This window comes from Brevundimonas sp., assembly GCF_027484365.1.
Taxonomy (GTDB): Bacteria; Pseudomonadota; Alphaproteobacteria; order Caulobacterales; family Caulobacteraceae; genus Brevundimonas.
Map to the genome: position 1 here is coordinate 23826 of NZ_JAIXTC010000018.1, position 24029 is coordinate 47854.

At 66.8% G+C, this 24029-nt stretch carries 27 protein-coding genes and 1 other RNA gene; 18 read left to right on the top strand and 10 right to left on the bottom strand.

All coding sequences use genetic code 11. From position 1 onward, the window contains the following. Positions 1-78: 78 nt before the first annotated feature. The 3 genes from Q0044_RS08160 to Q0044_RS08170 form a co-directional block, all read right to left on the bottom strand. Positions 79-1176 (bottom strand): NADH:flavin oxidoreductase, encoded by a 1098-nt coding sequence (locus tag Q0044_RS08160; protein ID WP_298161394.1) that lies wholly within the window; start codon positions 1174-1176, stop codon positions 79-81. Between the two features lie 89 nt (positions 1177-1265). Continuing rightward, positions 1266-3365, bottom strand: a complete 2100-nt coding sequence (locus tag Q0044_RS08165; RefSeq protein ID WP_298161395.1) for a hybrid sensor histidine kinase/response regulator — start codon at positions 3363-3365, stop codon at positions 1266-1268. A gap of 175 nt (positions 3366-3540) precedes the next feature. Next, positions 3541-4602 carry an Mrp/NBP35 family ATP-binding protein gene (locus Q0044_RS08170; RefSeq protein ID WP_298161397.1) on the bottom strand — a complete coding sequence of 354 codons (1062 nt, stop codon included), beginning with the start codon at positions 4600-4602 and terminating at the stop codon, positions 3541-3543. 69 nt (positions 4603-4671) lie between these two features. On the opposite strand from Q0044_RS08170, the gene miaA reads away from it, so the two are divergent. The 5 genes from miaA (at position 4672) to Q0044_RS08195 (ending at position 8957) form a co-directional block, all read left to right on the top strand. Beyond that, positions 4672-5541 carry a tRNA (adenosine(37)-N6)-dimethylallyltransferase MiaA gene (gene miaA / locus Q0044_RS08175; protein WP_298161398.1) on the top strand — a complete coding sequence of 290 codons (870 nt, stop codon included), beginning with the start codon at positions 4672-4674 and terminating at the stop codon, positions 5539-5541. 479 nt (positions 5542-6020) lie between these two features. Further along, positions 6021-6659, top strand: a complete 639-nt coding sequence (locus tag Q0044_RS08180; protein WP_298161399.1) for a hypothetical protein — start codon at positions 6021-6023, stop codon at positions 6657-6659. A gap of 40 nt (positions 6660-6699) precedes the next feature. Then, positions 6700-7155 carry a hypothetical protein gene (locus Q0044_RS08185; RefSeq protein WP_298161400.1) on the top strand — a complete coding sequence of 152 codons (456 nt, stop codon included), beginning with the start codon at positions 6700-6702 and terminating at the stop codon, positions 7153-7155. A 411-nt stretch (positions 7156-7566) separates the two neighbouring features. After that, on the top strand, positions 7567-8508 hold the full coding sequence (locus Q0044_RS08190; RefSeq protein ID WP_298161401.1) for a bifunctional helix-turn-helix transcriptional regulator/GNAT family N-acetyltransferase: 942 nt from the start codon (positions 7567-7569) through the stop codon (positions 8506-8508). Between the two features lie 14 nt (positions 8509-8522). Then, complete coding sequence (locus tag Q0044_RS08195) at positions 8523-8957, top strand: thioesterase family protein (protein WP_298161402.1); 435 nt, start codon at positions 8523-8525, stop codon at positions 8955-8957. A 36-nt stretch (positions 8958-8993) separates the two neighbouring features. On the opposite strand, the gene Q0044_RS08200 is transcribed toward Q0044_RS08195, so the two are convergent. Beyond that, complete coding sequence (locus Q0044_RS08200) at positions 8994-10688, bottom strand: bifunctional protein-serine/threonine kinase/phosphatase (protein WP_298161403.1); 1695 nt, start codon at positions 10686-10688, stop codon at positions 8994-8996. A 36-nt stretch (positions 10689-10724) separates the two neighbouring features. Here Q0044_RS08200 and ssrA point away from each other — a divergent pair. From ssrA to Q0044_RS08215, 3 genes are all read left to right on the top strand, one after another. After that, positions 10725-11090: a transfer-messenger RNA gene (gene ssrA, locus Q0044_RS08205) on the top strand. A 69-nt stretch (positions 11091-11159) separates the two neighbouring features. Then, on the top strand, positions 11160-11645 hold the full coding sequence (locus Q0044_RS08210; RefSeq protein ID WP_298161404.1) for an SspB family protein: 486 nt from the start codon (positions 11160-11162) through the stop codon (positions 11643-11645). Positions 11646-11698: 53 nt separating this feature from the next. Next, positions 11699-12454, top strand: coding sequence for a C13 family peptidase (locus tag Q0044_RS08215; protein ID WP_298161405.1), 756 nt, complete (start codon positions 11699-11701; stop codon positions 12452-12454). Here Q0044_RS08215 and Q0044_RS08220 read toward each other — a convergent pair. Both Q0044_RS08220 and Q0044_RS08225 read right to left on the bottom strand, forming a co-directional pair. After that, the gene (locus tag Q0044_RS08220; protein WP_298161695.1) at positions 12451-12744 is read right to left on the bottom strand and encodes a RusA family crossover junction endodeoxyribonuclease; all 294 of its coding nucleotides are present in this window, start codon (positions 12742-12744) and stop codon (positions 12451-12453) included. The two genes, Q0044_RS08215 and Q0044_RS08220, sit on opposite strands and share 4 nt — an antisense overlap. Before the next feature lie 62 nt (positions 12745-12806). Continuing rightward, the gene (locus tag Q0044_RS08225; protein WP_298161406.1) at positions 12807-13418 is read right to left on the bottom strand and encodes a peptidylprolyl isomerase; all 612 of its coding nucleotides are present in this window, start codon (positions 13416-13418) and stop codon (positions 12807-12809) included. A 95-nt stretch (positions 13419-13513) separates the two neighbouring features. Between Q0044_RS08225 and fumC the strand changes: the two genes are divergently transcribed. Continuing rightward, entirely contained in the window at positions 13514-14905 is a 1392-nt protein-coding gene (gene fumC, locus Q0044_RS08230; protein ID WP_298161407.1) for a class II fumarate hydratase, read from the top strand. Positions 14906-14942: 37 nt separating this feature from the next. Further along, positions 14943-15191, top strand: coding sequence for a type II toxin-antitoxin system CcdA family antitoxin (locus tag Q0044_RS08235; protein ID WP_298161408.1), 249 nt, complete (start codon positions 14943-14945; stop codon positions 15189-15191). A gap of 173 nt (positions 15192-15364) precedes the next feature. Here Q0044_RS08235 and Q0044_RS08240 read toward each other — a convergent pair whose 3' ends face one another. Next, complete coding sequence (locus tag Q0044_RS08240; protein ID WP_298161409.1) at positions 15365-15757, bottom strand: YccF domain-containing protein; 393 nt, start codon at positions 15755-15757, stop codon at positions 15365-15367. 309 nt (positions 15758-16066) lie between these two features. Between Q0044_RS08240 and Q0044_RS08245 the strand changes: the two genes are divergently transcribed. Together Q0044_RS08245 and Q0044_RS08250 are read left to right on the top strand one after the other, a co-directional pair. Further along, a complete protein-coding gene (locus Q0044_RS08245; protein ID WP_298161410.1) occupies positions 16067-16243 on the top strand; it encodes a DUF4169 family protein in 177 nt (58 codons plus the stop codon). Between the two features lie 3 nt (positions 16244-16246). Continuing rightward, positions 16247-16426 (top strand): hypothetical protein, encoded by a 180-nt coding sequence (locus tag Q0044_RS08250; protein ID WP_298161411.1) that lies wholly within the window; start codon positions 16247-16249, stop codon positions 16424-16426. Here Q0044_RS08250 and Q0044_RS08255 read toward each other — a convergent pair. Beyond that, the gene (locus tag Q0044_RS08255; RefSeq protein WP_298161412.1) at positions 16423-17337 is read right to left on the bottom strand and encodes a DMT family transporter; all 915 of its coding nucleotides are present in this window, start codon (positions 17335-17337) and stop codon (positions 16423-16425) included. The two genes, Q0044_RS08250 and Q0044_RS08255, sit on opposite strands and share 4 nt — an antisense overlap. Before the next feature lie 101 nt (positions 17338-17438). Continuing rightward, positions 17439-18200: a Coq4 family protein gene (locus tag Q0044_RS08260; RefSeq protein WP_298161414.1), complete on the bottom strand. Its 762-nt coding sequence runs from the start codon at positions 18198-18200 to the stop codon at positions 17439-17441. 75 nt (positions 18201-18275) lie between these two features. Here Q0044_RS08260 and Q0044_RS08265 point away from each other — a divergent pair, with 75 nt between their 5' ends. The 6 genes from Q0044_RS08265 to Q0044_RS08290 all read left to right on the top strand — a co-directional run bounded on the left by Q0044_RS08265 (position 18276) and on the right by Q0044_RS08290 (position 22799). Further along, positions 18276-18500, top strand: coding sequence for a ribbon-helix-helix domain-containing protein (locus Q0044_RS08265; protein WP_298161415.1), 225 nt, complete (start codon positions 18276-18278; stop codon positions 18498-18500). A 42-nt stretch (positions 18501-18542) separates the two neighbouring features. Next, a complete protein-coding gene (locus tag Q0044_RS08270) occupies positions 18543-19259 on the top strand; it encodes an SIMPL domain-containing protein (protein ID WP_298161416.1) in 717 nt (238 codons plus the stop codon). A 163-nt stretch (positions 19260-19422) separates the two neighbouring features. After that, entirely contained in the window at positions 19423-21786 is a 2364-nt protein-coding gene (locus tag Q0044_RS08275) for a UvrD-helicase domain-containing protein (RefSeq protein WP_298161697.1), read from the top strand. After that, the gene (locus tag Q0044_RS08280) at positions 21783-22256 is read left to right on the top strand and encodes a lasso peptide biosynthesis protein (RefSeq protein ID WP_298161417.1); all 474 of its coding nucleotides are present in this window, start codon (positions 21783-21785) and stop codon (positions 22254-22256) included. The genes Q0044_RS08275 and Q0044_RS08280 overlap by 4 nt, the downstream gene beginning before the upstream one ends. Beyond that, positions 22249-22515: a hypothetical protein gene (locus Q0044_RS08285; protein WP_298161418.1), complete on the top strand. Its 267-nt coding sequence runs from the start codon at positions 22249-22251 to the stop codon at positions 22513-22515. The genes Q0044_RS08280 and Q0044_RS08285 overlap by 8 nt, the downstream gene beginning before the upstream one ends. Then, positions 22512-22799 (top strand): type II toxin-antitoxin system RelE/ParE family toxin, encoded by a 288-nt coding sequence (locus Q0044_RS08290; RefSeq protein ID WP_298161419.1) that lies wholly within the window; start codon positions 22512-22514, stop codon positions 22797-22799. The genes Q0044_RS08285 and Q0044_RS08290 overlap by 4 nt, the downstream gene beginning before the upstream one ends. Before the next feature lie 3 nt (positions 22800-22802). Here the strand turns inward: Q0044_RS08290 and Q0044_RS08295 are convergent, their stop codons facing one another. After that, positions 22803-23966 (bottom strand): low temperature requirement protein A, encoded by a 1164-nt coding sequence (locus tag Q0044_RS08295; RefSeq protein WP_298161420.1) that lies wholly within the window; start codon positions 23964-23966, stop codon positions 22803-22805. Positions 23967-24029: the final 63 nt, after the last annotated feature.

Genomic DNA, 24029 nt, shown 5'->3' on the forward strand with positions numbered 1-24029 from the left:
GCCTGCATCCCTGCTTTTGACAGGACCTCGAAGCCGGTCTGTCAAAAGCGGAGATCAGGGTCCCGCGCCTGTCCCGGGCTAGAAGAGAACGCCCATGTCCTCTCGCGCGAAGGCCTTGAGTTCGTCCTCGCGGCCGTCGCGAACCTTCAGCACCCAGTTCGGGTCGGCCAGCAGGGCGCGGCCGACAGCGATGAGGTCGAACTCGTCCCGCTCCATCCGCGCGATCAGACCGTCCAGCGAGGCGGGCTGTGAGCCCTCGCCGCGGAAGGCCGCCATGAACTCGCCGTCCAGACCGACGGAGCCGACGCTGATGGTCGGCTTCTTCGTGATGACCTTGGCCCAGCCGGCGAAGTTGAGGTCCGACCCCTCGAACTCGGGTTCCCAGAAGCGGCGCTGCGAACAGTGGAAGACGTCCACGCCCGCGTCCGACAGCGGCAGAAGCCACTCGGCCATCTCGTCCGGAGTGTTGGCGATCTTAGCGTCGTAGTCCTGCTGTTTCCACTGCGACAGGCGGATGATCAGGGGGATGTCCGGCCCCAGGCCTTCGCGCACGGCCTTGACCACCTCGACCCCGAAGCGGGCGCGTTCAGCGATCGACGGTCCGCCCCAGCGGTCGCCGCGCGCGTTGAGCCCGGCCCAGTAGAACTGGTCGATCAGATAGCCGTGGGCCGAATGGATCTCGGCGGCGTCGAATCCCAGTTCGCGCGAGGCCTTTGCCGACCGGCCGAAGGCGGCGATGGTGTCGGCGATGTCCTCTTCGGTCATCGGCTCGTATTTCTGCTTGCCGGGCGCGACGAGGCCCGACGGGCTGTCGACCTGGCCCAGGGGTTGCCAGTCGGCCCCCTGTCCACGTGCGGCGCCCACGTGCCAGATCTGGGGCGCGATCAGACCGCCAGCGGCGTGGACCTCGTCCACGATCTTCTTCCATTCCGGCAGGGCCTGGCCGTGGAAGACCGGCACCCTGGCGTCATTGCGCGCGGCCGGCCGCTCGACGACCGTGCCCTCGGTGATGATCAGTCCGACCTGACCCTCGGCCCGACGGCGATAGTAGGCGGCGACGTCGGAGGTCGGGATCCCGTTCGGAGAGAAGGACCGCGTCATGGGGGCCATGACAATGCGGTTCGGCAGGGTCAGGCCCTTGATCGTGAAGGGGCGGAACAGGGTGTCGACGCGCATCGGAAGTCTCGCAGGGGAAGGACTGGAACCGACAGAGTGGCGGTCAGGGTTGCGTTTGAAAACCCTGACCGCAAAAAAAGGTGGTGCAGCTACCCTTTGGCCAAGGCTCGCACCGGACCGGCCGGCTCGGCTTCGAGGGTCTTGCTGACGGCATCGACCAGTTTGTCCGGCCGGATGGGTTTGGCGAGATGGGCGTCGCAGCCGGCATCGAGACTGCGTCGGACGTCCTCGGGCATCGCGTTCGCTGTAAGCGAGATTACCGGGGTTCGCGCACGACCGGTCGATCTTTCGATCTCCCGAATGGCCCGGGTCGCTGCAAGGCCGTCCATGACCGGCATCTGAACATCCATCAAGACCAGGTCGAACGTCCCGTGGGTATAGGCCTCCACGGCCAGCGCCCCGTCCTCGACTTGCGTCAGATCCATCCCGAGCGGTTCGAGGATCAGCGCTACGACCCGGCGGTTGACCGGGTGGTCGTCAGCAAAGAGGATACGGAGCGGTCTATCGGACGCATTCGCTGCACCAGCCAACTGACCGACGGCATCGGTGCAGGCTGGGTCGGGGACTGTTTCGCACAGGCGTTGAAGCGGGAGCTGAACGGCAAAGACCGATCCCGCGCCTGACGTGGAGCGAACGCCGATTCGGCCGCCCATCATTTCCGCCAAAGAGCGGCAGATTGAGAGCCCCAGACCTGTCCCGCCGTATCTTCGGTTGGTGGAGAGATCGGCCTGTTCAAAGCGCTGGAAAAGGCGATCGGCGGTCGCGCGATCAAATCCGATCCCTGTGTCCGCCACATAGATGCAAAGGCCACGACTTCTGCGGCGCACCGTCACCCTGACGGAACCAGTTTGCGTGAATTTTACAGCGTTGCTCACCAGGTTCGACACCAACTGGCCGATCCGGGTGCGATCTCCGTTGTAAAGCCCCGTAGCCGCCGGCGGAATCAGGAGCTCCAGGCGGATGCCTTTGGCTTCAGCGGTAGCCCGGTGAAGATCGATCGTGTCGCTCAGGACCTCAACGAGATTGAAAGGCTGAATCTCGAACTTGAGCTGGCCGGCTTCGATCTTGGCGACATCGAGGATATCGTTGACGACATGTTCCAGCGTTCGACCGGATGCGACGATCGTCCTGGCCATACTGGCTGAAGTCGGGTCGCTCTGCCGGCGTTCGAGCAGCTCGGTGAGGGCAATGATGCCGTTCAGGGGCGTTCGAAGCTCGTGGCTCATGTTCGCGAGAAATTGCGATTTGGCGGCGTTGGAGGCTTCAGCCTGCGCCAGACTGCGGTCCAGCGCCCGTTCGTTATCCGCGAGCTGGTTGATCAGGCTGGAGACACGCCTCACTCCGACGGAAAGCACGGCCACCATCAAGGCCAGCAAGGCGAGGAGCACCGGGATAGTGCCCATCAAACGGCTGGCACCCGGTGTGGCGGGACGCCAGCTGATGTAGCCCAAAGCCTTGCCGTCGGCATCGGTCAGGCGGACAGAGGGCCCCACGGCAGGGGCGTCGACCCGGAGTTCAGGCCCGACCAGGCCGAGGTCTTCGGTCAGGATCGGCATGAAACTCGACACCGCCATCCCCGATGCGACGATGGGGTCGGGGCCGCTGGTGGCGAATTCGATATCCTCCGCAACGACGGTCGACACCGAAACAAAATAAGGCACCCCCCCGACATCGATCGTCGCCTCGCGCGTCACAACGGCATCAAGGCCGAGCAGCGGCGTGGATTGCCCCGCCCGCTTGAGCTTCGCCTCTTCCCTGACCCGGGCGACCAGGGGGGCCACCGCACTTATGAAGGCGCGCTCGCTTTCAATCGGGACCGCTTCGCTGTCCCGGGATGCCTGAATGGGCGTCCCGTCCGGCGCATAGGCGACGGAAGCATCGTGTTCCATGAAGTCGGCGAAATAGTCGCCGTAGTTGAACTGCATCCATGCCTGGTCGCGGGCGAGGGTTTGTGTGTAGGCCTCGTTCCAGACCGTAACGGAGATCATGTTCTCCCGGATGCGTCCCAACACACGGGCCACCTTGTGTTCGACCAGCCTTGTCTCGGTCTCGACCTGCACCCGATCAATGGCCTGAACGGAATAGGCCACCAGCCCTCCCACGGCGAGCACCACCACCGCCAGGGCCAACAGCCCGACGGACAGGATGCGCTGAAGGCGGACGCGTGTTTTTCCGGAGTGTTCAGGCATGGCCCTCTCGTAAATCCTCGTTATCGGGCACAGGTTAAGACCTCGAAAACACCGTCGATTCGCCTGAAAGCCTGCGGTCAGCACCCAGAATCATGCGGGTCGGCTGACGAACGTTCGCCAAGGTCGGGGGCGGGCGCCAACACAGTCCCTGGGTCCGACCCTTCGGCTTGCCGGATCAGGGAAAGAACTTGGCCGTGATCTGTCCGGCAAACCGGCCGAAGCGGCCGGCGATCTCCCCTTCAGGATCGCTGATCACCAGCGGCACACCAGCGTCGCCGCCCTCGCGCAGGGCCGCATCCAGCGGCAGGTCGCCGAGGTAGGGTATGGACAGGCGTCCGGCCTCTGCCTCGCCTCCGCCGCGACCGAAAACGTCGCCCGACATGTTCTCGATCAGGCCCAGGGTCGGGACCTTGACCCGCTGAAACAGGGTGTGGGCCCGGCGGGCGTCGGCCAGGGCGACCTCCTGCGGGGTCGAGACGATGACGGCCCCGTCGAGCGGCGTCTTCTGGATCAGGGTCAGCTGCACGTCGCCCGTGCCGGGCGGCAGGTCGACGACCAGAATGTCGAGCGGCGCGTCCGCCGTGCCCCAGCGCGTCTGAGTCAGCATCTGGGTGATGGCCTGGGACGCCATGGGGCCGCGCCAGATCATGGCGTCGTCGCTCTTGGTGAGAAGACCGACCGACATGGCCTTCAGCCCGTGCGCGACGTGGGGCACGATCGCGCCGTCCTCATAGGCGGGCTGGCCCGACAGCCCCAGCATCGTCGGCAGCGAGGGGCCATAGACGTCGGCGTCGAGGATCCCGACGCTCAGGCCACGCCGCGCCAGGGCCGCCGCCAGGTTCACGGCGACCGTGGACTTGCCGACCCCGCCCTTGCCGCTGGCCACGGCCAGGACGCGGCGGACGTGGGCGGGGCGATCGGTCGGGACCGGCGCCCTGGCCCGCGTCTGTTCAACAGCGGCGGGCGACAGGGAGGCCTTCCGGCCGGCCGGCGCGGTCTCGGCCGTCATCACCACGGACACCCGCGCCATTCCCGGCATGGATTTCAGCGCCGCCTCGGCCGCGTCCCGGACGGGGGCGTATGCGGCGGTCCGGTTGGCCGGGACCTCTATGACGAAGCCGGCGCGATCCTCGGCCACCGTCAGCCCCCTGGGCACGCCTGCGTCGATCAGCCCCTGCCCCGTCTCCGGATCAAGGATGGCGTTCAGCACGGCTTCGACGGAGGCGCGGTCGATCAAGGTCTTGTGTCCGGTTGCAGCGGGCGGAGGCGCGTTCTATCGCCATCCCCTGTCCCGCGCGAGCGTCCCGTGTCCCGTCCCTCCATTACACTGCTCGCCGGTCCGACCGCCTCGGGCAAGTCGCGTCTCGCGCTCGAACGGGCGGCGGCGAGCGGCGCGGCCATCGTCAATGCCGACAGCCAGCAACTGTATGCCGACCTGCGTGTCCTGACCGCTCGCCCCTCGCGCGACGAGGAACGGCAGACGCCGCACCATCTCTACGGTACCGTCGATGCCGCCGAGGCTTGGTCCGTCGGGCGCTGGACCCGGGCCGTCGCCCCCCTGATCGACGAACTGGCCAGCCAGGGTCGCCCCGTCCTGATCGTCGGCGGGACGGGCCTGTATTTCTCCGCCTTGACAAAGGGGTTGGCTGACATTCCCGATGTACCGACGGAAGCGCGCGACGAGGCGATGGCCCTGTACGACACCGAGGGCGAGGCCGCCTTTCGCCTCCGGCTGACGACCTTCGATCCTCCGGCCGAGGCCGCCATTGAGAGCGGAGACCGCCAGCGTCTGACCCGCGCCTTCGCCGTGGCCCGCGCGACCGGCCGGTCGTTGTCGGACTGGCAGGCCGGAACCACGCCCCTGCTGAAGCCCGGAACCTATGACCGGCTGGTGCTCGAGCCGGACCGCGAGACCCTCTACGCAAGCTGCGACGACCGGGTCCTGACGATGATGCAGGAGGGCGCCGTCGAGGAGGTCGAGGCGCTAATCGCCCGCGACCTCGATCCGAACCTGCCCGCCATGAAGGCCGTAGGGGTGCGTGAGATCGCCGCCTGGCTGGCCGGCGGGACGACCCGCGCCGATGCGGTGGCCGCCCTGCAGCAGGCCACCCGCAACTACGCCAAACGCCAGCTGACCTGGTTCAGGAACCAGTGCCGGGACTGGGCGCGGGCATAGGCTGCCGCCCCGGCGACAGGCCCCCGGACCCTGGCCGGATCCTATACGTTTTTCGACAACAATCTGACGGCGGCGTGCTGCAGCCACGTGCTCGACGGCCGGGCCATCGAGGGAGCAGCGGGCTTCTTCGGCGTGATCTCGGCACGGCCATCGTGACCGCCGATGTGGCCGGCGAGGCGCCCTGCGAGATGGACGATCCCTTCCCCGCCGCCCTGACGGGCTGGGAAGACCTGGACGGCGGCGGGCATCCGGCGGATCGGCGCCGATGGCTCCGTGTTCCGCGATTTCCGCCTGGTGGACGGGGCCTGTAGCGGCGTGATCGCCGAGGACGGCAGGACCTGTAGTCTCTTCCCGGAGTCGGAGTGACGCCGTCCGGCGGGATCCGTCCGGTGCGTCGGATCGGGGCACGGCAGACGATTGCGGCCCTGATCTTGCTCGACTAGCGTCACTGCAAGAGAGTCAGCAGGGACGGACCGGGCATGCGCGACAGGCATTTCATCATCGGGCTGGCGGCCATTGTTCTGGCGGCCTGTCAAGCGCCGACCGGGGAGACGCAGACGACGGAGCCTGCTTCGGCCCCGGCGACAGCTGGATTCTCTGCACCCCGGACGGTGGGAACCCATACGGTGACCGGCGTGCTGCTTGGCTTTGAGGACGCCGGCTATCCGACGTTCGCCCTGGAGGTCGGTGCGGCGGGAGGGGCGGCCGGCGACGAGGGCAATCTGCAACTTCTGACCCTCGACCCGAACGCAGGTGGACCGGTGGATCCGGCCACGATCCGGCCGCTGGTCGGCCAGGCCGTAACGGTCCGCTATTCGGTCACGGCCTCGACGCAGATGACCGACATCCAGGTCAATGGGGCCTCAGTGCTCCTGCCCGTCGAGGGCGGCCCGGCCCCGGTGGCCGGGACCCGGACGATCGAGGGCGTTCTGAGCGGTGCCGAGGGTGAGAGCGGCGACCTGCCCTCGTCCCTGACCGTGACCGCGAGCGACGGAACTGCAGTGACATTCGAGGCCTTCATTGAGCCCGGAATGGCCAGCGCCAACGGCCGGACCGTCACCCTCCAGTATGTTGACGACGTGAACATCGAGCTGGTTTCGATCACACCGGCCGCCTAGGGCCAGGTTCAAACAGGGAAAGCAAGAGATGCGGATTTTGATGCTGAGCGTGCTTGTCGCCGTCGCCGCCTGCTCCCCGGAAGCGCAAGCCCCGGCGACGGAAACTCCGGCCGTCGCCGCGCCGGACGCGGCCGCATCTCCGGGTTTTGCGGGCAGCTACGTCTTTGCGAGTGACAACCTTACGGCCGCAGCCTGTAGCCTCGTGCTCGAGCCGGACAATGTCGAGGGTTCCACCGGCATCTTCCGCGTGACCCTGGGTGAAGCCCTGATCACGGCCGGCGAATCCCGCACCGTTTCCTGTGTCGAGGCCTATCCGATTCTATCGACCCTGACCGGATGGCAGGCGACCGAGGACGAAGGCGTTCGCCTGCTCGGAGCCCAGGGTGAATCCATCGCGGAGTTTTCGCCTGCCGGAAGAATCTTCCAGGCCCTGCCCTCAAGCGACGGCGCGACCTATCTGCTGTCGCCCGAGGACACCTTGAACAATCCTCAGTAGGTTCGGGCGGAGTTCAGAGGGGATTGGCTGGCTGGTCGGACGCCGGCGGCTTCACCCCACCATCAAGGACGCCAGCAGAAGCACCAGCAGCAGGGCGCTGACCCCCTGCCAGAAGCGCACCGGCTCCCGTTCCATCAGGGAGAGGTCACGGCGCGGCGGGACGGCGGCGGCGCTGCCGCTTTCGAGGACGTGGATCAGTTCCTCGACGTCGGCGAACCGGTCGCCGGGCTCGACCGCAAGGGTCCGCCGGTCGCCACCCCCTCGACCGTCCGAGGCGACAGTCGGGGTTGGTGATGGTTTCCTGCAGGCGTCGGCGGAATTTCGAGGTGAACCTTGTCGAGACGGGCACGCGGGAACCAGAGTGCGACGCTCGATGTTGTTGATTCTATCAACATCTGATAGACCGCTGCCATGACCCCCGTTCCTGCCGCCGATGTCGCCGCTATCCGCGCGTTCAACCGCGCCTACACCGCCCGGCTGGGTCTGCTGGCCGTGCATCTGGATGGCAGTCCTTTCACCCTCTCGGAAGCCCGGATGATCTACGAGATCGCCAACCGGGACGGACCGACGGCGGCCGATCTGGGCCGGGCGTTGGGCATCGACAGGGCGCAGACGAGCCGGACTCTCAAGCGATTTGTCAGCCGGGGTCTGGTGACGGCGGAAGCCCGTCCGGATCACGGACGCAACCGGTCGCTTTTCCTGACGGAAGCGGGCAAGGCCGCCTTCGCCGCCCTGGACGCCGGGACCAACGCCGCGATCACACGTCTGGCTGCGGCCCTGTCGCCGTCGCGGAGGCAACGATTGCTCTCGGCCGCGCGAACGTTCATCACCGCGTTCGATGACCTGCCCTCATCCGGACTTGTCCTGCGCCAGCCACGCGAGGGCGATCTGGGTTGGATCGTCCATCGGCAGGCGGTCCTCTATGCGCAGGAGTACGGCTGGACCGCGGAGTACGAGGGCCTCGTGGCGCGCATTCTGGGTGACTATGCCGAAGGGGCCGATCCTCGATCCGAGGCCGCGTGGATCGCGGAACTGGACGGCGACGTGGTCGGTTCGGTCTTCCTGATGAAGGGCGACGACCCGGCGGTTGGCAAGCTGAGGCTGCTCTATGTGGAGCCGCATACCCGGGGTCAGGGCGTGGGGCGCACACTGGTCGACGCCTGCATCCAGCGGGCGCGGGCCGTGGGCTACCAACGCCTTGAGCTATGGACCAACAGTGTGCTGACCGCTGCCCGACACATCTATCAGGGGGCCGGATTCGTGCTTGTCCGGACCGAGCCGCACCACAGTTTCGGCCACGACCTGGTTGGGGAAACATGGTCCCTGGCCCTAAACCCTCCCACCGACCCGTGAGGCCCACAACGCCGATGGAAACCCTCAGCCCCGGCTTGAAGCACACACAGTCCCTGGTGGTCACCGAGGGGCTGACGGTCCCGTCGTTGTCACCCGTATTCCCCGGGTTTGCCGACATGCCGCCGGTGCTCGCAACGGCCATGCTGGTCGGCTTTGTGGAGTGGACCTGTGTCGAGGCGCTGCGTCCGGTTCTGGATGCGCCGCTCAAAACCGTAGGGGTCCATATCGATCTGAGCCACAGCGCGGCAACGCCCGTCGGCATGGCCGTCACTGCCGAAGTCGAGCTGATTGCCGTCGAGGGCCGCAGGCTGACGTTTTCCGCCAAGGTTCGCGATGGCGTCGAAGTGATTGCCGAGGGGCGTCACGCCCGGTTCGTTGTTGACCCCGACCGGTTCCTGGACCGTCTGGCGACCAAGTCGGGTGCTGCGAACGGCAGTGGCGTGATGTGACGCGGCCCTCGGCCCGCAACCGAAGCCCCGGCGCCCCTATTTCACCATCCACGACGCCAGCAACAGCACCAGCAACACCGCGCTGACGGCCTGCCAGAAGCGCACCGGCTCGCGCTCCATCAGGGAGAGGTCACGGCGCGGCGGGACGGCGGCGGCGCTGCCGCTTTCGAGGACGTGGATCAGTTCCTCGACATCGGCGAACCGGTCGCCGGGCTCGACCGCAAGGGCCCGCAGGATGGCGGCCTCCAGCCAGGCGGGCATGTCGGGCCGGTGTTTCGAGGGGCGGGTCGGCTTCTCGAACCGCATGCGGTTGAAGTCCTCTTCCTGGCCGCTCGGATAGTCGCTGGTGAAGATCCGATAGAGGGTCACGCCGAGGGCATACTGGTCGGTCAGGGCGTCGCCCTTGTTGCCGGCGAACATCTCGGGCGCCTTGTAGCCTGTGGTGCCGGGAGCTTCCGCCTCGGCGAACTCCTCGATCCGGGGCAGGCGCGCGACGCCGAGGTCAATCAGCTTCAGGCCGCCGTTGCTTTCAAGGATGACATTGTCAGGCTTGATGTCCCGGTGGGTGATCCCCTGGCGATGCAGGGCCGCCACCCCGCGCGCGAGACGGATGGAGAGGTCGACGCCTTCGGGGATATCAAACGGTTGCTCCGCGATCCTCGCGTGCAGTGTGCGCCCCACATAGAGGGGCTGGGCGATATAGAGGCGGCTCTGGCGACCGGCGTCCAGCGTCAGGGTCTTGCCGACGTAGGGGCTGTCGATCCGCCGCCCGATGAAGCTCTCCCTCAGGAAGGCGCCGCGCGCTCCGCTCTCGGACACCAGGGCGGGCTTGGGGAATTTCAGCACCACAAGTCCCCCGCCCTCCTCGTCCCTCGCCACGAACACCCGGGTGTATTTGCCGTCCGACAGCAGCCGCTCGAGCCGGAAGCGGTCGACATTGTCCCCGACGTTCGGCGGCGGCTCGATCGCCAGACCGGCCGCCTCGGCGCCGATCGCGTCCTGGTCCACCGCGCCGATGCGGATCACATCGATGACGATGGCGGTGGCGTTGTCGCGCGTTTCCTCCTCGCCGGCCCTGTCGACGATGGCCTGGGCGTCGGCCTCGGGCGAGGCGCGGCGGGCCAGAAGCAGGGTCAGGTCCTCCTCCGACACCGCCCCGTGCACCCCGTCGGTGGTCAGCAGCAACCGGTCATGCGGCTTGAGGGTCACCGCCCGCACGTCGAGCCTCAGATCCGGCTCGATGCCGATGGCGCGGTACAGGACGTGGCTCAATCCGGGCTGGGCCAGGACGTGATCCTCGGTCAGCCGCGCGAGGACGCCGTCGCGGAAATGCCAGGCCCGGCTGTCGCCCACGTGCAGAACCGTCGCCTCGCGCCCGCGCATGACCAGGGCCGTGAAGGTCGTCGCCGCTCCGGTCATCTCCGGATCCGACCGCCCCTTGGCGTGGAGCCAACGATTGTAGCCGGTCAGGGCCGCGACACCCGCGGCGGCGACGCCCTTGAGCGGGCTCTGGTCGAGATAGCCGTCGATGAAGGTCCGGCCCGCCAGCTCCGATGCGACGCGCCCGGCCCGGGAGCCGCTGACCCCGTCGGCGACGATCGCCAGCATGCCGTGCAGGGCCTGTTCCGACGGCGTGCCGAGATGGACGGCGCCGAAATCCTGGTTGTCCTTGCGCGGCCCGAGCGCCGTGGCGAAGCCCGCCGCGATCTCCAGCCTGCCGTCCGCATCCATGAGCAATCCCCCTGTCCGCAAAGAGACTTCACTTCGTAACTTGGATGCAAGGGCATGAGGCCCTATATTGAACTTGCCGGGGCTTGCTCCGGATATGGCGATAAACGCGCTTGTAATAAGCGGACCGGACCCGGGTGCGATTCCCGGCGGCTCCACCATTTCTCCCCGCGTTATCGGCGGAGGCTTATGGGGCCGACTAGCATCGACGGACGTGTAAAGAAGACTGCTTTCGCTCGTCCTGGCCCACCGTATCGGGCCATTTTCTAACTGCGAACGATAACTTCGCTGGAGAAGTCCGCCTCGCCGCGTAATGCGGTTCGGTTGATTTCGAATCTTAAGTCCTAGGGGTTCAGATCCTTAGGCGGGGCCGCCGGAGGGCCTGCCAACAGAACCTCCGGCACTTTCCTTTGAATTCCTGTCTTCCTCCCGGCGCACGCTCCCGCTATCTGTCGCGCCGCAGTGAGGGTTTCCATGGCTGAAGAAGCGCCGCCGATCGACGAGATGCAGTACGAGAAGCTCGCGCAGGATGCCCTGCGCGGGGTGATCCGTTCGGCCCTCGAACGCGCGGCCAGTCCGTCGGGCATTCCCGGAGCGCACCATTTCTACATCACCTTCAAGACGCGCGGCCCCGGTGTGTCCGTGCCGCCGGACGTGATCGCCAAATATCCCGACGAGATGACGGTCGTCCTGCAGCACCAGTACTGGGACCTGACCGTCGAGCACGACCTGTTCTCGGTCATGCTGAAGTTCGGCGGCATGCCCAAGGTGCTGACCGTGCCCTATACGGCCGTGACCCGCTTCTACGACCCCAGCGTCCAGTTCCTGCTGCAGTTCGAGGCTCCTGAGCCCGTGCCGGAACCCGTCGCGGAACTGCCTCCCCCGACCCGGACCGAGACGCCGCCGTCGGGCGACGACGGGCCCAAGGTCGTTTCGCTGGACCAGTTCCGGAAGAAGTAGGCTTTTCAGGGCGCTGCGCCTCGCTAAGCTGCCTCTGCGTATGGAGGGGCCGCGTGCTGAGATCCGCCGTCATCGTCATCCTGATATGGCTCGGGGCCGGCGTCGCCTGCGCCCAGACGCCGCCCGCGAGTCGTTTCGACGGCTGGGCCTCGGCCATCGTCGCGGCCGACTGGCGCACCAGCCGTGGCGATCCGATCCAGGCCTTTGACAACGCCCGCCGCGACCTGACCTCAGGCTTCCTCGCGGCCGGCTTCTCGCGCTCCGACATGTATGACGCCACCCTGCGGCCCGATGTGACGCCGGTCGTCAGCGCCGCAGACGCCGTCCAGGGCATGCGTTCGGCGACCTTGCGCGCGACCCGGGGCTGTTTCCTCTATTTCACCTCCCACGGCGGGCCCCAGGGTCTGGTCTTCGGTCCCGACAGAATCCTGAGTCCGACGAGCGTCGTCACCCTCGTCCGCGACTGGTGCAGTGACCGGCCAACTGTGGTGGTCATCTCGGCCTGCTATTCCGGCATCTTCGTCGACTCGCTCGCAGCGCCCAACCGGATGATCATGACCGCTGCCCGGCGCGACCGGTCCTCGTTCGGCTGTTCGGAGGATGCGACCTATCCCTATTTCGACGCCTGTGTAATCTCGACCCTGCCGACTGCGAGCGACTTCATCGCCCTCGCCCATGCGACCCGGGCCTGTGTGAAGGCCCGCGAGGAAGCCGAGGGCCTTTCACCGGCCTCGGAGCCCCAGGTCTCGATCGGGGCCAACATGCAACTGCTGTTGCCCACACTGAGGTTCAACCGCCCGCCGGGTTAGGCCTTGCGGGGAAAGGCCCGGATCGTGATCCGCTCGCGTTCGCCCTCGCGCCGCTCGACCAGGAGTCGGGCCACCTGGGCGTCGTCGTGGAACAGATAGCCCTTGATCGCGTCGAGCAGGGCCTTGGCCAGGTTGTCGAGGTCCATCCACGGCGGGTCGCCGACATGTTCCATCGTGATCTCGACGACGAAGTCACCGTAGGCTGGCCGCGCGCCGCGCCATTCCTTGCGGAAGAACTCGTAGACCAGAGGCTTGTAGTACTTCGCCTGGGTGGTCAGGCCGTCGATCATGACGACCACCGCCTCCCCTTCCTCGCGCGCCCGGACCTTGCCGGAGACGATCCAGTCGTTGGTCACGAGCGGCAGACCGTCGGCAGTTCGCTCGCGAGGGTCGCCGCACCGATGAGCACCGGGCTGGTCAGTTGCTCGTCCTTCGCCGGAGCCGAATGGATCGCCTGAATGATCTCCATGCCGGAGACCACAGACCCGAAGGCCGCGAAGCCCTGACCGTCCGGATTGCGCCCGCCGGCGAAGTCGAGCGCCGGCGTGTCCCGGGTCACGATGAAGAAGCTGGAGGTCGCCGTGTCCGGCCCGTCGCGCGCCATCGAAATCGCCCCCGCCGAATGACGCAGGCCCGTGTCGATCGTCCGCTCAAGCGGGATGGGTCCGAGGCCTGGATCGTCGCTGCCCGCCGTCGTCGCCGCCTGGATCACGTCGATGGGGTTGGGATTGTCGTTGGTTTCGGACACCACGGTCCGGAAGAAGCTGCCTCCGGCGTAGCGACCCTGCTGCACGTAGCGCAGGAAGTTGCAGGTCGTGATCGGCGCATGCTCGGCGTCGAGGCGAAGGATCACGTCGCCCTGCGTCGTATGCAGGATGACCAGAGGCTGGTCGGCCTGGGCGGACGCCGCACCGGCCGTGGCGAGCATCATCGCCGCCAGGGCGGCCGCGGGTTTCCTGATCACGCTCACAGTCTCCGTCGTCCCGGCCGCTTGCCCGGTCGTTCCTCCGTGCTACACCGCCGCGCATTCTCCCGCCACGCCCTGAAGAGCCGCAGCCGATGACCGCCTTCCGCACCGAGACCGACACCTTCGGCCCCATCGAGGTCGCCGCCGACCGCTACTGGGGCGCCCAGGCGCAGCGCAGCCTCGGCAACTTCAGGATCGGCTGGGAGAAACAGCCCCTGCCCGTCGTCCGCGCCCTGGGGATCGTCAAACGGGCCGCGGCCGAGACCAATATGGCCCTGGGCAAGCTGGACCCGACCATCGGGAACGCCATCATCGCTGCCGCGAACGAAGTGATCGAGGGTAAACTCAACGACCACTTCCCCCTGGTCGTCTGGCAGACCGGATCGGGCACCCAGTCGAACATGAACGCCAACGAGGTGATCTCGAACCGCGCGATCGAGATGCTGGGCGGTGAGATGGGCTCCAAGAAGCCGGTCCACCCCAACGACCACGTCAACATGAGCCAGTCGTCCAACGACACCTATCCCACGGCCATGCATGTCGCCTGCGCCGAACAGGTGGTCAACGACCTGCTCCCGGCCCTGAACCACCTGCATGCGGCGCTGAAGGCCAAGTCGGACGCCTGGGCCCACATCATCAAGATCGGCCGCACCCACACCCAGGACGCCACCCCCCTGACCCTCGGCCAGGAGTTCGGCGGCTATGCCCAGCAGGTCGAGAACGGAATCCGGCGGATTGAACTGACACTGCCGGCCCTGATGGAACTGGCCCAGGGCGGCACCGCCGTCGGCACCGGCCTGAACGCTCCCGTCGGCTTCGCCGAGAAGGTCGCTGAACAGATCGCCGGAATCACGGGCCTGCCCTTCACGACCGCCCCGAACAAGTTCGAGGCCCTGGCCGCCCACGACGCCATGGTCTTCTCGCACGGCGCCATCAACACGGTGGCCGCCTCCCTGTTCAAGATCGCCAACGACATCCGCTTCCTCGGCTCCGGCCCGCGGTCGGGCCTCGGCGAACTGGCCCTGCCGGAGAACGAGCCCGGCTCCTCGATCATGCCCGGCAAGGTCAACCCGACCCAGTGCGAGGCCCTGACCCAGGTCTGCGTCCAGGTGTTCGGCAACAACGCGGCCCTGACCTTCGCGGGCTCGCAAGGCCACTTCGAGCTGAACGTCTACAACCCGGTGATGGCCTACAACTTCCTGCAGTCGGTGCGTCTGGTCGCCGACGCCGCCGTCAGCTTCACCGACAACTGCGTCGTCGGCATCGAGGCGCGGGAGGACAATATCGCGCGCGGCCTCAACAACTCGCTGATGCTGGTCACGGCCCTGAACGGCAAGCTGGGCTACGACGCCTGCGCCAGGATCGCCAAGACGGCCCACAAGAACGGCACCACCCTGCGCGAGGAGGCCGTCGGCGGCGGCTATCTGACCGACGCCGAGTTCGATGAGGCGGTGCGGCCCGAGAAGATGATCTCGCCGGGCTGAGTTTGGCTGCCCGCGAGTTCGGGGTGACCTTCGCCCCATGGGCAAGGCCGAACTGAACATCGGCATCGATCCAGAGCTGATCGAACAGGCGCAGAGGCTGGGCATCTCGATCGCCGGCATGGACGAACGCGCCCTGCGCCTTCACCTGCAGAAGGTCGATTCCGCCGGCGCCCAGGCCCGTGCGAAACGCTGGGCGGAGGAGAACGCCGAGGCGATCAACGAGCATAACGCGTTCGTGGCGAAGCACGGACTGCTGTCCGATGACCTCCGCCACTGGTGGCTGTGAAGCAGTTTGATTTCTTCGAGAACCCGTCCTCGCAGATGCGCCATGCGGTGCCCTAACTGGTCATTCTGTCTGCGCATCTCTTCGAGGAGCTGACCGAGGTCGTCGTCGCGCCTGTCGTCAGGCCCGGCCTTCTGACAGGCAGTGACTTCGATCGGCTGTTCACCGGGTTCTGATCAGGGCTTGTCGCGGATCGTCGCACCGACAGGAGCGAGCGCCAGCTTGGCCAGTTCGAGATCCTTCAGGGCGAACGGTATGCCGATGATGGTGATGGCCTCGGCAAAGGCGATCAGCACGTGCGACAGGGCGATATACCAGCCCGCGAACACGAACCAGATGATGTTCAGGCCGACGCCGAAACAGCCGATGCCCTTGCCGTCGGCCTCTCCGCCCCAGACGACCTCGCGACCGAACGGCCAGAAGGAATAGCTGGCGATCCGCCAGGCCGCGAAACTCCACGGCAGACCCACGACGGTCAGGGCCAGGACCGCGCCGCCGAACAGCCACAACAGGCCTGAAATCCAGCCGCCGAGGATGAACCACAGGATGTTCAGGATCAGTCGAATCACGGCGTTTCTCCCCGACGGCGGTCCGCCGACCGGACATAGATAGTCGAAAGGCCCTGCGATATCAGCGGCACCCTCGTGAATTCGTCGTAAGCCGTGTGGCGAAGCCTGGTGGGCCTTCTTCTCGGTCTACTGGGCCTTGGCCTGATCCTGGGTCAGGGTCAGGCGGACCTTGTCGTCATCGATATGGCCGCCGTCCGAGCCGACGACTTCGAGGTGTTCCTTGATGAGGGCGAGGTCTACCATGGGCGGTCTCCTGTCGATTGGTGAGACCCTGAAACCCTGCCTGCTTCTGACGGTTGCGAGGAATCGATGGCCGAGATCGTCAATCTGAACCGCATCCGCAAAGCGCGCGACAAGGCGGCCGCGAAAGCCGAGGCGTCGGCCAATCGCATCACTCACGGCCTGACCAAGGCCCAGCGCGAAACGGCGAAAGTGGAACGGGAGCGGATCTCCCGGCTTCTGGATCAGACGAAGCGCGAGGACTGAACCATGGGCGCGACCGACACCCCGACGCCATCATCCCGGCCCCGCCACAGTCTCATCGCCCTGATCGCAATCCTGCAGGCCCGGGCCATGCGCGAGCGCCGCGAGCGGGACAAGGCGGAACGCGCAACGAAGAAGATCGCGATGACCGAAGCGAAGCCGAAGACGCGCGGCTGGTTCCGCTAGCTGACCTTCGGCGCCCGGATCAGCAGGGCCTGCCCGGCCAGCACCAGCAGCAGTCCCGCCAGGGCCGACCAGCCGAAGCGCGCATCCTCGAACACGACCGACACCAGCATCGCGATCGGCGGCGTCAGGGCGGAGATATAGCTGGCCAGGGCATAGCCCCGCGCCCGCGCCACGGCGAAATAGACGACGAAGGCCACGACCGATCCAAGGACCGCGAGATAGACCAGCGAGATCAGGTAGCCGGGAGACGGGTCAATGGTGAACTCGGCACGGGTGACCAGGCCGTGCAGGACCAGCATGACCGTCCCGTAGCCCATGGCCCAGGCCGTCTGCGGCAAGATCGCCGAGCCGAGCTCCTGCCCTTTCCACGAGAAGTAATTGCCGACGGCCGAACTGGTCACGGCCAGAATCGCCAGTCCGATGCCGGTCAGGGCGCGCGCATCGAACCCGGCCCGCATGGCCTCTCCGCCCGAGAGCACGGCGACTCCGATGATGCCGAGCGTCGCGCCGATCCACGCCTCGCGCGACGCCTTCTGACCCACCACTAGGCGGAACAGCACAAGGTTGAGGAAGGCCAGACCGGCGAACACCACGGCGACGATGGCCGAGGTCACATGGCCCTCGGCGGCATAGGTGAAGGTGTAGCTGATCGCGAACACGAAGGCCCCCTGCCCCAGGGCCGCCAGATGCTGGCCGCGATCGAGCCTGAGCGAGCGCCGGGTCGCGGCGCAGCCCACGAACAGGACCAGGGCCGCCAGTCCGAACCGCCAGGTCAGGGAGGCGACCGGATCGACCGTGCCCAGCTGCCAGGTGATGGCGTACCAGGTCGTGCCCCAGATGATCGCGCAGAGCGCGACGCCGGCGATGGCCAGAACGCCGGCAGAGGGCCGGCGCAGCGCGGAAAAGGTCAAGGCAGGCTCACGGAAGGCGGGAGTCGGGATGCCGCTGGATGCGCCAGCCTAGGGGCCGGCGCAACACCGATCCCGAAGACTGCTGACAAGTGACGCTTATATCAGGCGCGGAGCTTCAGCGCCGCCCGATCCGCCTCGGGCACGTCGGCGTAGACTGTCGCCGGTCGAATGCCCAGCCGCGCCCGCGCCGTCTCCAGCGGCTCTGCGAACAGGGCCTCATAATCCAGCCCCGGCAGCCATTTCGCCCGACGTCCGTTCGCCCAGGCCTGCAGCACAGCCCGTCGTGCGGGCACCGACCGCTTCTCGCGCTGGATCTCGCGCGCCGCGCCATAGCCGATGAAACCGAAGCCGAGATTATGGGTCTGGGCATAGGAGAAACTGACCACGCAGGCTTCGCCCAGGGCGTCGGTGCCGTAGCCCGTCAGCACATGCCAGATGTCGTGCACGTCGCGCAGACGGCGCGAGTACCAGACGACCGGATGCGGGGCGTCGATCTCGGGCGCCACTTCGCGCGCAGTCTCAGCGAGGCCGTCGGCGGTGAAGCCTCGCGCTTCGCGGAACGCCCTGTACTCCGCACCGACCGTGCCCGGCCCGAACTGCGCCAGCCAGACCGGATCATCCAGTTTCAGCGCCAGTTCGTCGCGCAGGAAGGCCTGACGCCCGCCCTCGACCGTCTTCAGCAGCCGGCTGTAGCCCCGGGCGCCCGACCGGCCGGCCAGGGCCCGCATGATCTCGAACACCTGGGCGGTGTCCTCCTTGTTCCGGATCAGCTTGCGGAAGGCGCGAAACGCTGTGAGCGGCCGAATCCGTTGCGGCTTCAGAATCTGGAAATCGTCGGGGTAGACGGCGGCGTCCATCGTCATCGAAAACATCCTTCGCGAAGTCAGGTATCCTATCGCAACTGACCATCCTCTTAAAGCCGTTCCGCCGGAGATCCTGTGCTGAAGAAACGCTCCGTCGTCCTCGCAGGCCACGCGACCTCCGTGGCGCTGGAGCCCGAGTTCTGGGCCGTGCTGGACCGGATGGCGGACTCGCGCGGGCTCAGCCACGCCGGCTTCCTGACCTGGGTCGACGAGACGCGCGGTCGCCGCCCGCTCGCCTCGGCCTGCCGCCTTCTGGCGCTGGCTTACGCAGCGTCAGAAACGATCATTGTCGAACCCTGATATTCAGGCGCAGGGTGGGCTCCTCATCAAGGGGTAACCGCCGTGCAGATCGACCGCAATCTCGTTCCACCCGCCATCATCGGCGGCCTCATCGCCATCGGCCTCATCGGGGCAGGGATCGCCGTCGGCGGGGGCGTGGTCAATGCCAACACCGGCAACCGTCAGGTGACGGTGCGCGGCGTCGCGGAGCGCAACGTCACCGCCGACCTGGCCATCCTGTCGCTGCGCTTCACCGTCGCCGGCGAGGAACTGCCCGGCGTCCAGGGCCAGATCGACGCTGACCTGACAAAGGTCCGCGCCTTCCTGACCTCGCAGGGCTATGGCGAAGACATCGTCACCATCGGCCGGCTCGAGGTCACCGACACCCAGTCCCAGAGCTACGCCCCGTCGCCGGGCACGCCCCGCTACATTGTCGCCCAGACGGTCACCGTCCGCACCACGGACGTGGCCCGCGTCGCCCAGACCGAGCGCGCCTTGAACGACCTGGTTCGCCAGGGCGTCCTGCTGGACTTCACGGCCCCGACCTATGTCTTCACCAAGCTGAACGACGTACGGCCGGCAATGATCGCGGAGGCCACCGCCTCGGCCCGCTCGGGCGCCGAACAGTTCGCCAAGGATTCCGGCGCGCCGCTGGGCCCGATCAAACAGGCGACCCAGGGCTCGTTCGAGATCCTGGCCCGCGAGGATGTCGACAACGAATCCACCTCACTGGACAAGCGCGTCCGCGTCGTGGCGACGGTGACCTACCAGCTGCGCTAGGACACCGCGAAAAGAAGAACGCCCGCCAGAGCCATCCGGCGGGCGTTTTCTATGGTCAGTTCGAAGGGGCCGGGCCCGGCGCCGGCAGGGTCGGCGGCTCGACGGGCGGCAGGGGCGCGGACGGGGGACTGACTTTGCCTCATGTGCTCATTATGTTCTCCGAATCCCGCCCGCCTTCGAGACTGCCCGTTTGACCGACTCTGTGCCTGCTCCCCGCATTTCCGATCTCGCCCGTTCGCGCGGTCCCGGGGGCGTGGCGCATGACACGCCGGACTATCTGGGCGGCCTGAACCCCGAACAGCGAGAGGCCGTCGAAACGACTGAGGGCCCGGTTCTGGTCCTCGCCGGCGCAGGCACGGGCAAGACCCGCGTCCTGACCACCCGGCTGGCCCATATCCTCGCCACCGGGCGCGCGCGGCCGTGGGAACTGCTGGTCGTCACCTTCACCAACAAGGCCGCGCGCGAGATGCGCGAGCGGATCACCCATCTGATCGGCCCGTCCGCCGAGGGACTGCGCTGGCTCGGCACCTTCCACTCGGTCGCCGCCCAGATCCTGCGTCGCCACGCCGAACTGGTGGGGTTGAAGTCGACCTTCACCATCCTCGACACCGACGATCAGGAGCGGCTGCTGAAGCAGCTACTCGAGGCCGCCAACATCGACACCAAGCGCTGGACGCCGAAGTCGCTGGCCGGTCTGATCGACCACTGGAAGAACCGCGGCTGGACGCCGGAGAAGCTGCCGCCCGGCGAGGACTTCGCCAACGGCAAGGGCCAGAGCCTGTACGCCGCCTACCAGTCGCGGCTGGCCACGCTGAACGCCTGCGACTTCGGCGATCTGCTGCTGCACAACCTCACAATCCTGTCCAGACACACTGATATCGCAGAGGAATATCGGAAACGTTTTCGATACATTCTCGTCGACGAGTACCAGGACACGAATGTCGCCCAGTACCTGTGGCTGCGACTGCTGACGTCCTCGACCGGCAACGTCTGCTGCGTCGGCGACGACGATCAGTCCATCTATGGATGGCGCGGTGCAGAAGTCGACAATATCCTTCGGTTTGAAAAGGATTTTCCGGGCGCCAAGATCGTCAAGCTGGAGCGCAACTACCGCTCGACCAGCCACATCCTCGGAGCGGCTTCGGGCCTGATCGCCGCCAACCGCGACCGGCTCGGCAAGACCCTGTGGACCGAGGACCAGACCGGAGACAAGGTCCGCGTGCGCGGGGTCTGGGACGGCGAGGCCGAAAGCCGGTTGATCGCTGACGAGATCGAGACGGCGAAACGAGGTGGTATAAAATACAAGGATATGGCCGTCCTTGTTCGCGCGTCGTTTCAGATGCGGGCCTTCGAGGAGCGTTTCGTCCTCCTCGCCATCCCCTACACGGTCATCGGCGGGCCGCGCTTCTTCGAGCGCGCCGAGATCCGCGACGCCCATGCCTATCTGCGCCTGATCCAGTCCGAGGACGACGACCTGGCCTTCGAGCGGATCGTCAATGTGCCCAAGCGGGGAATCGGCGAAACCTCGGTCCAGAAGATCCTCCAGATCGCCCGCCACACCGGCGTCTCGGCCATGACCGCCGTGCGCGACCTGATCGGCTCGGACGAGCTCCAGGCCCGGACCCGCACCGCCCTGTCGACCTTCGTGCGCGATCTCGACCGCTGGCGGGCGCTGGCGTCCGACACCCGCCACTGGCTGCTGACCGAAACCGTGCTGGAGGAGAGCGGCTATACCGACATGCAGAAGGCCGACCGCGTCACCGGCCCGACCCGCCTCGACAACCTCAAGGAACTGACCCAGGCGATGCAGTCGTTCGAGACGCTCGGCGCCTATCTCGAACACGTCTCGCTGGTCATGGACCTGGATCGCGGCCCCTCCTCCGATGCCGTCCAGATCATGACCCTGCACGGCGCCAAGGGGCTGGAGTTCCCTCTGGTCTTCCTGCCCGGCTGGGAGGAAGGCGTCTTCCCGTCCCAGCGCAGCATCGACGAGAAGGGCGAGAAGGGTCTCGAGGAGGAACGCCGCCTCGCCTATGTCGGCGTCACCCGCGCCAAACAGGACGCCCGCATCTCGTTCGCCGCCAACCGGCTGGTCTATGGCCGCTGGACCTCGCAACTGCCCAGCCGCTTCGTCGACGAACTGCCCATCGCTCACGTCGAGGCCGAGAGCGACACCGGCTACTACGGCGCCTCGGCCGGAATGAAGGAGGCCAGGTCCCGCTGGGACGACGCGCCCACCTTCGGCGCCGGCTACACCTCACCCGGCTGGCAGCGCGCCCAGGCCGTGACGGCATCCCGAGCGCCCGGGGCCCGGCCTGCCCGCAACACGATCATCGAGGGCGAAGGCCGCCTCGTCGCCACCGCCGACCCGAAGACCGGCTCCGGCTTCTTGAAGGGCCAGCGCGTCTTCCACCAGAAATTTGGCTACGGCTCCGTCCGCGTCATCGAGGGCAACAAGCTGACCGTCGAGTTCGAGAAGGCCGGCGAGAAGAAGGTCATCGACACCTTCGTGGAGAAGGCGGAGTGAGCCGCGAGGCCATCCTCGCGATCGCCACTGATGTCCGCGCCTTCCTCGAACCGGTCTGGCGCGAGTGGCATCTGGTACGGGGCGGCGAGATGCCGTCCATCGCGTCCGAGAACACCTGTGGTCGATCCAGCCTGTTTCTTCAGCGCGCCCTGATCGACGCGGGGTTTGCCGCCGACTGGGTGTCGGGCGTTCCATCTCCCGACCACCCAGACGATCCAGTCGGCTTCTTCGACGGAGAGATCTGGCGCAGCCACGCCTGGGTTCAGTGCGAGGATCTGATCGTGGACATCACGGCAGACCAATTCGGCGACCGACCGGTGACGGTGGTCAGCCTCCATGATGATCGTTACCAACAAGGTCTGCGCGATCCGGCGCTACCGGAGTTCGTTGTGGCCCGAACCGAGGCAGTGGCGGCGATCTGGCCACGATGGATAGCAGCGCGAAACTGCGTTATCTTGTGGCATGGCTGATGGCGCTCTGAACCTGACGTTCGATGAATACCTCTCCGCGAAGATCGTGGAGAAAGCCAAAGCCTTGGGCGTTTCTCCGCAGGAGTTGGCCACCACACTGCTGGATCAGCAGTTCTTCGACCACGACGACTTCACCTGGACAAATGGTGATCCGAGAAGGGAGCGCACGACGCCCGCTGACTTCGAAGGCGCACGCGACTGGGATGAGGTCCGTCCGGAGTTCATGGCTCTTATAGAGAAGACGTTCGGTCCCGAATGAGGGTTAAGCTGACGCGTCAGGCGCAGCGAGACTTTCTCGACCAGATCGATTGGTTGAAGCGTCGATCCCCTGCCGCCGGTCGAAGCGCAACGCTGGCGATAATCGAGGCCCTCGATGTATTGCGGGCTTTTCCGGAGGCTGGCCCAGCCGTCGAGGGTGAACGTAGAGAGCAATATGTGCGCTTCGGCCTTTATGGCTATGTGATTGAATACGAGCGGCTTGAGGCGATCGTCTACGTGACCCGCATCTATCACGGTGCCCAGGACCGCGCACGGCACGAATAAGGCTCAGGGGTGAGCGATCGGCCTGGTTCTGACAACCAGCGTTTCCCACGCTGCCACCGCCACCATCACCGCGGTCGTCAGTGCGGCCAGCCCCAGCGGCGTCGTCATCGGCACGACGAACCACAGCCCCGCCAGCGCCACGACACCGATGACCCTCGGCATGGCCCAGCGCTCGAACACCGCCAGTTGGGCCAGCAGGCCGCCGATCATGAACAGCAGCGGCCCGCCGATCAGCACGGCGGCGGTCTCGATCGCGACAGGCCCGGTCGGATGCATCAGGGCCAGCTCGTCGCCGACCGCGGTGACGATGATCCCGGCCACGATCAGGATCGGGCAATAGGTGTAGGCGCGGCGGGCGAGCTTGCCGGGATCATCAGCGTTCGCAATGACCTCGGACGCCGCCTCGTGCGAGGCGCTGAAATACAGCCACCACATCGCCAGGGTGCCGACAAAGGCGACCACAGCCGCGGCCACCACCTCGGACGTCCAGGTCAGGTCGGCGAAGGTCGCACCGGTGACGAGGATCGATTCGCCCAGACAGATGATGACGAACAGCCCGACCCGTTCCGCGATATGGCCGCCCTCGACCGTCCAGTCGGCAGTGACAGCCTTGCCGAGACCGGGCACGCGGAACGACAGGGCCGGCGAGACATATTCGATGGCCAGGGCCGCCAGCCAGAGCCAGAGCCGCGTCTGTCCCTCCACGAGCCCGCCCGCGATCCAGAACAGGCCGGACAGCGACGACCAGCACAGGATGCGCAGGAAGTTCCGGCTCAGCACCGGGTCTTTACGCACGGCCCATAGCATGAACAGGCTGCGTCCGACCTGGATCGAGACGAAGGCCAGGGCGAACCACAGCCCCTTGGCGCCGAACGCTTCGGGCAGGGACGTCGACAGCAGGAGCCCTGCCCCCATCACGGCGAACAGGGCGATCCGCACCGCCGCGCGCTCCGGGTCCAGCCAGTTGGTCACCCAGCTGGTGTAGATCCACGCCCACCACACAGCCGCCGCCATCATCGCCGCCTGCAGCGCGCCCAGAGGCGTCAGATGCGCCAGCAGGGTGTGGGAGATCTGGGTGACCGCGAACACGAACACCAGGTCGAAAAACAGCTCGACGAACCCGACCCGGGCAGGGCGTCCGTCGCGTCGGCGCGTCAGGCTGGTCATCCGGCATCCCTCCCGTTTCAGCGCGAGCCTGCCGCGCCCGCCGGATTTCGTCCAGCACGCCCC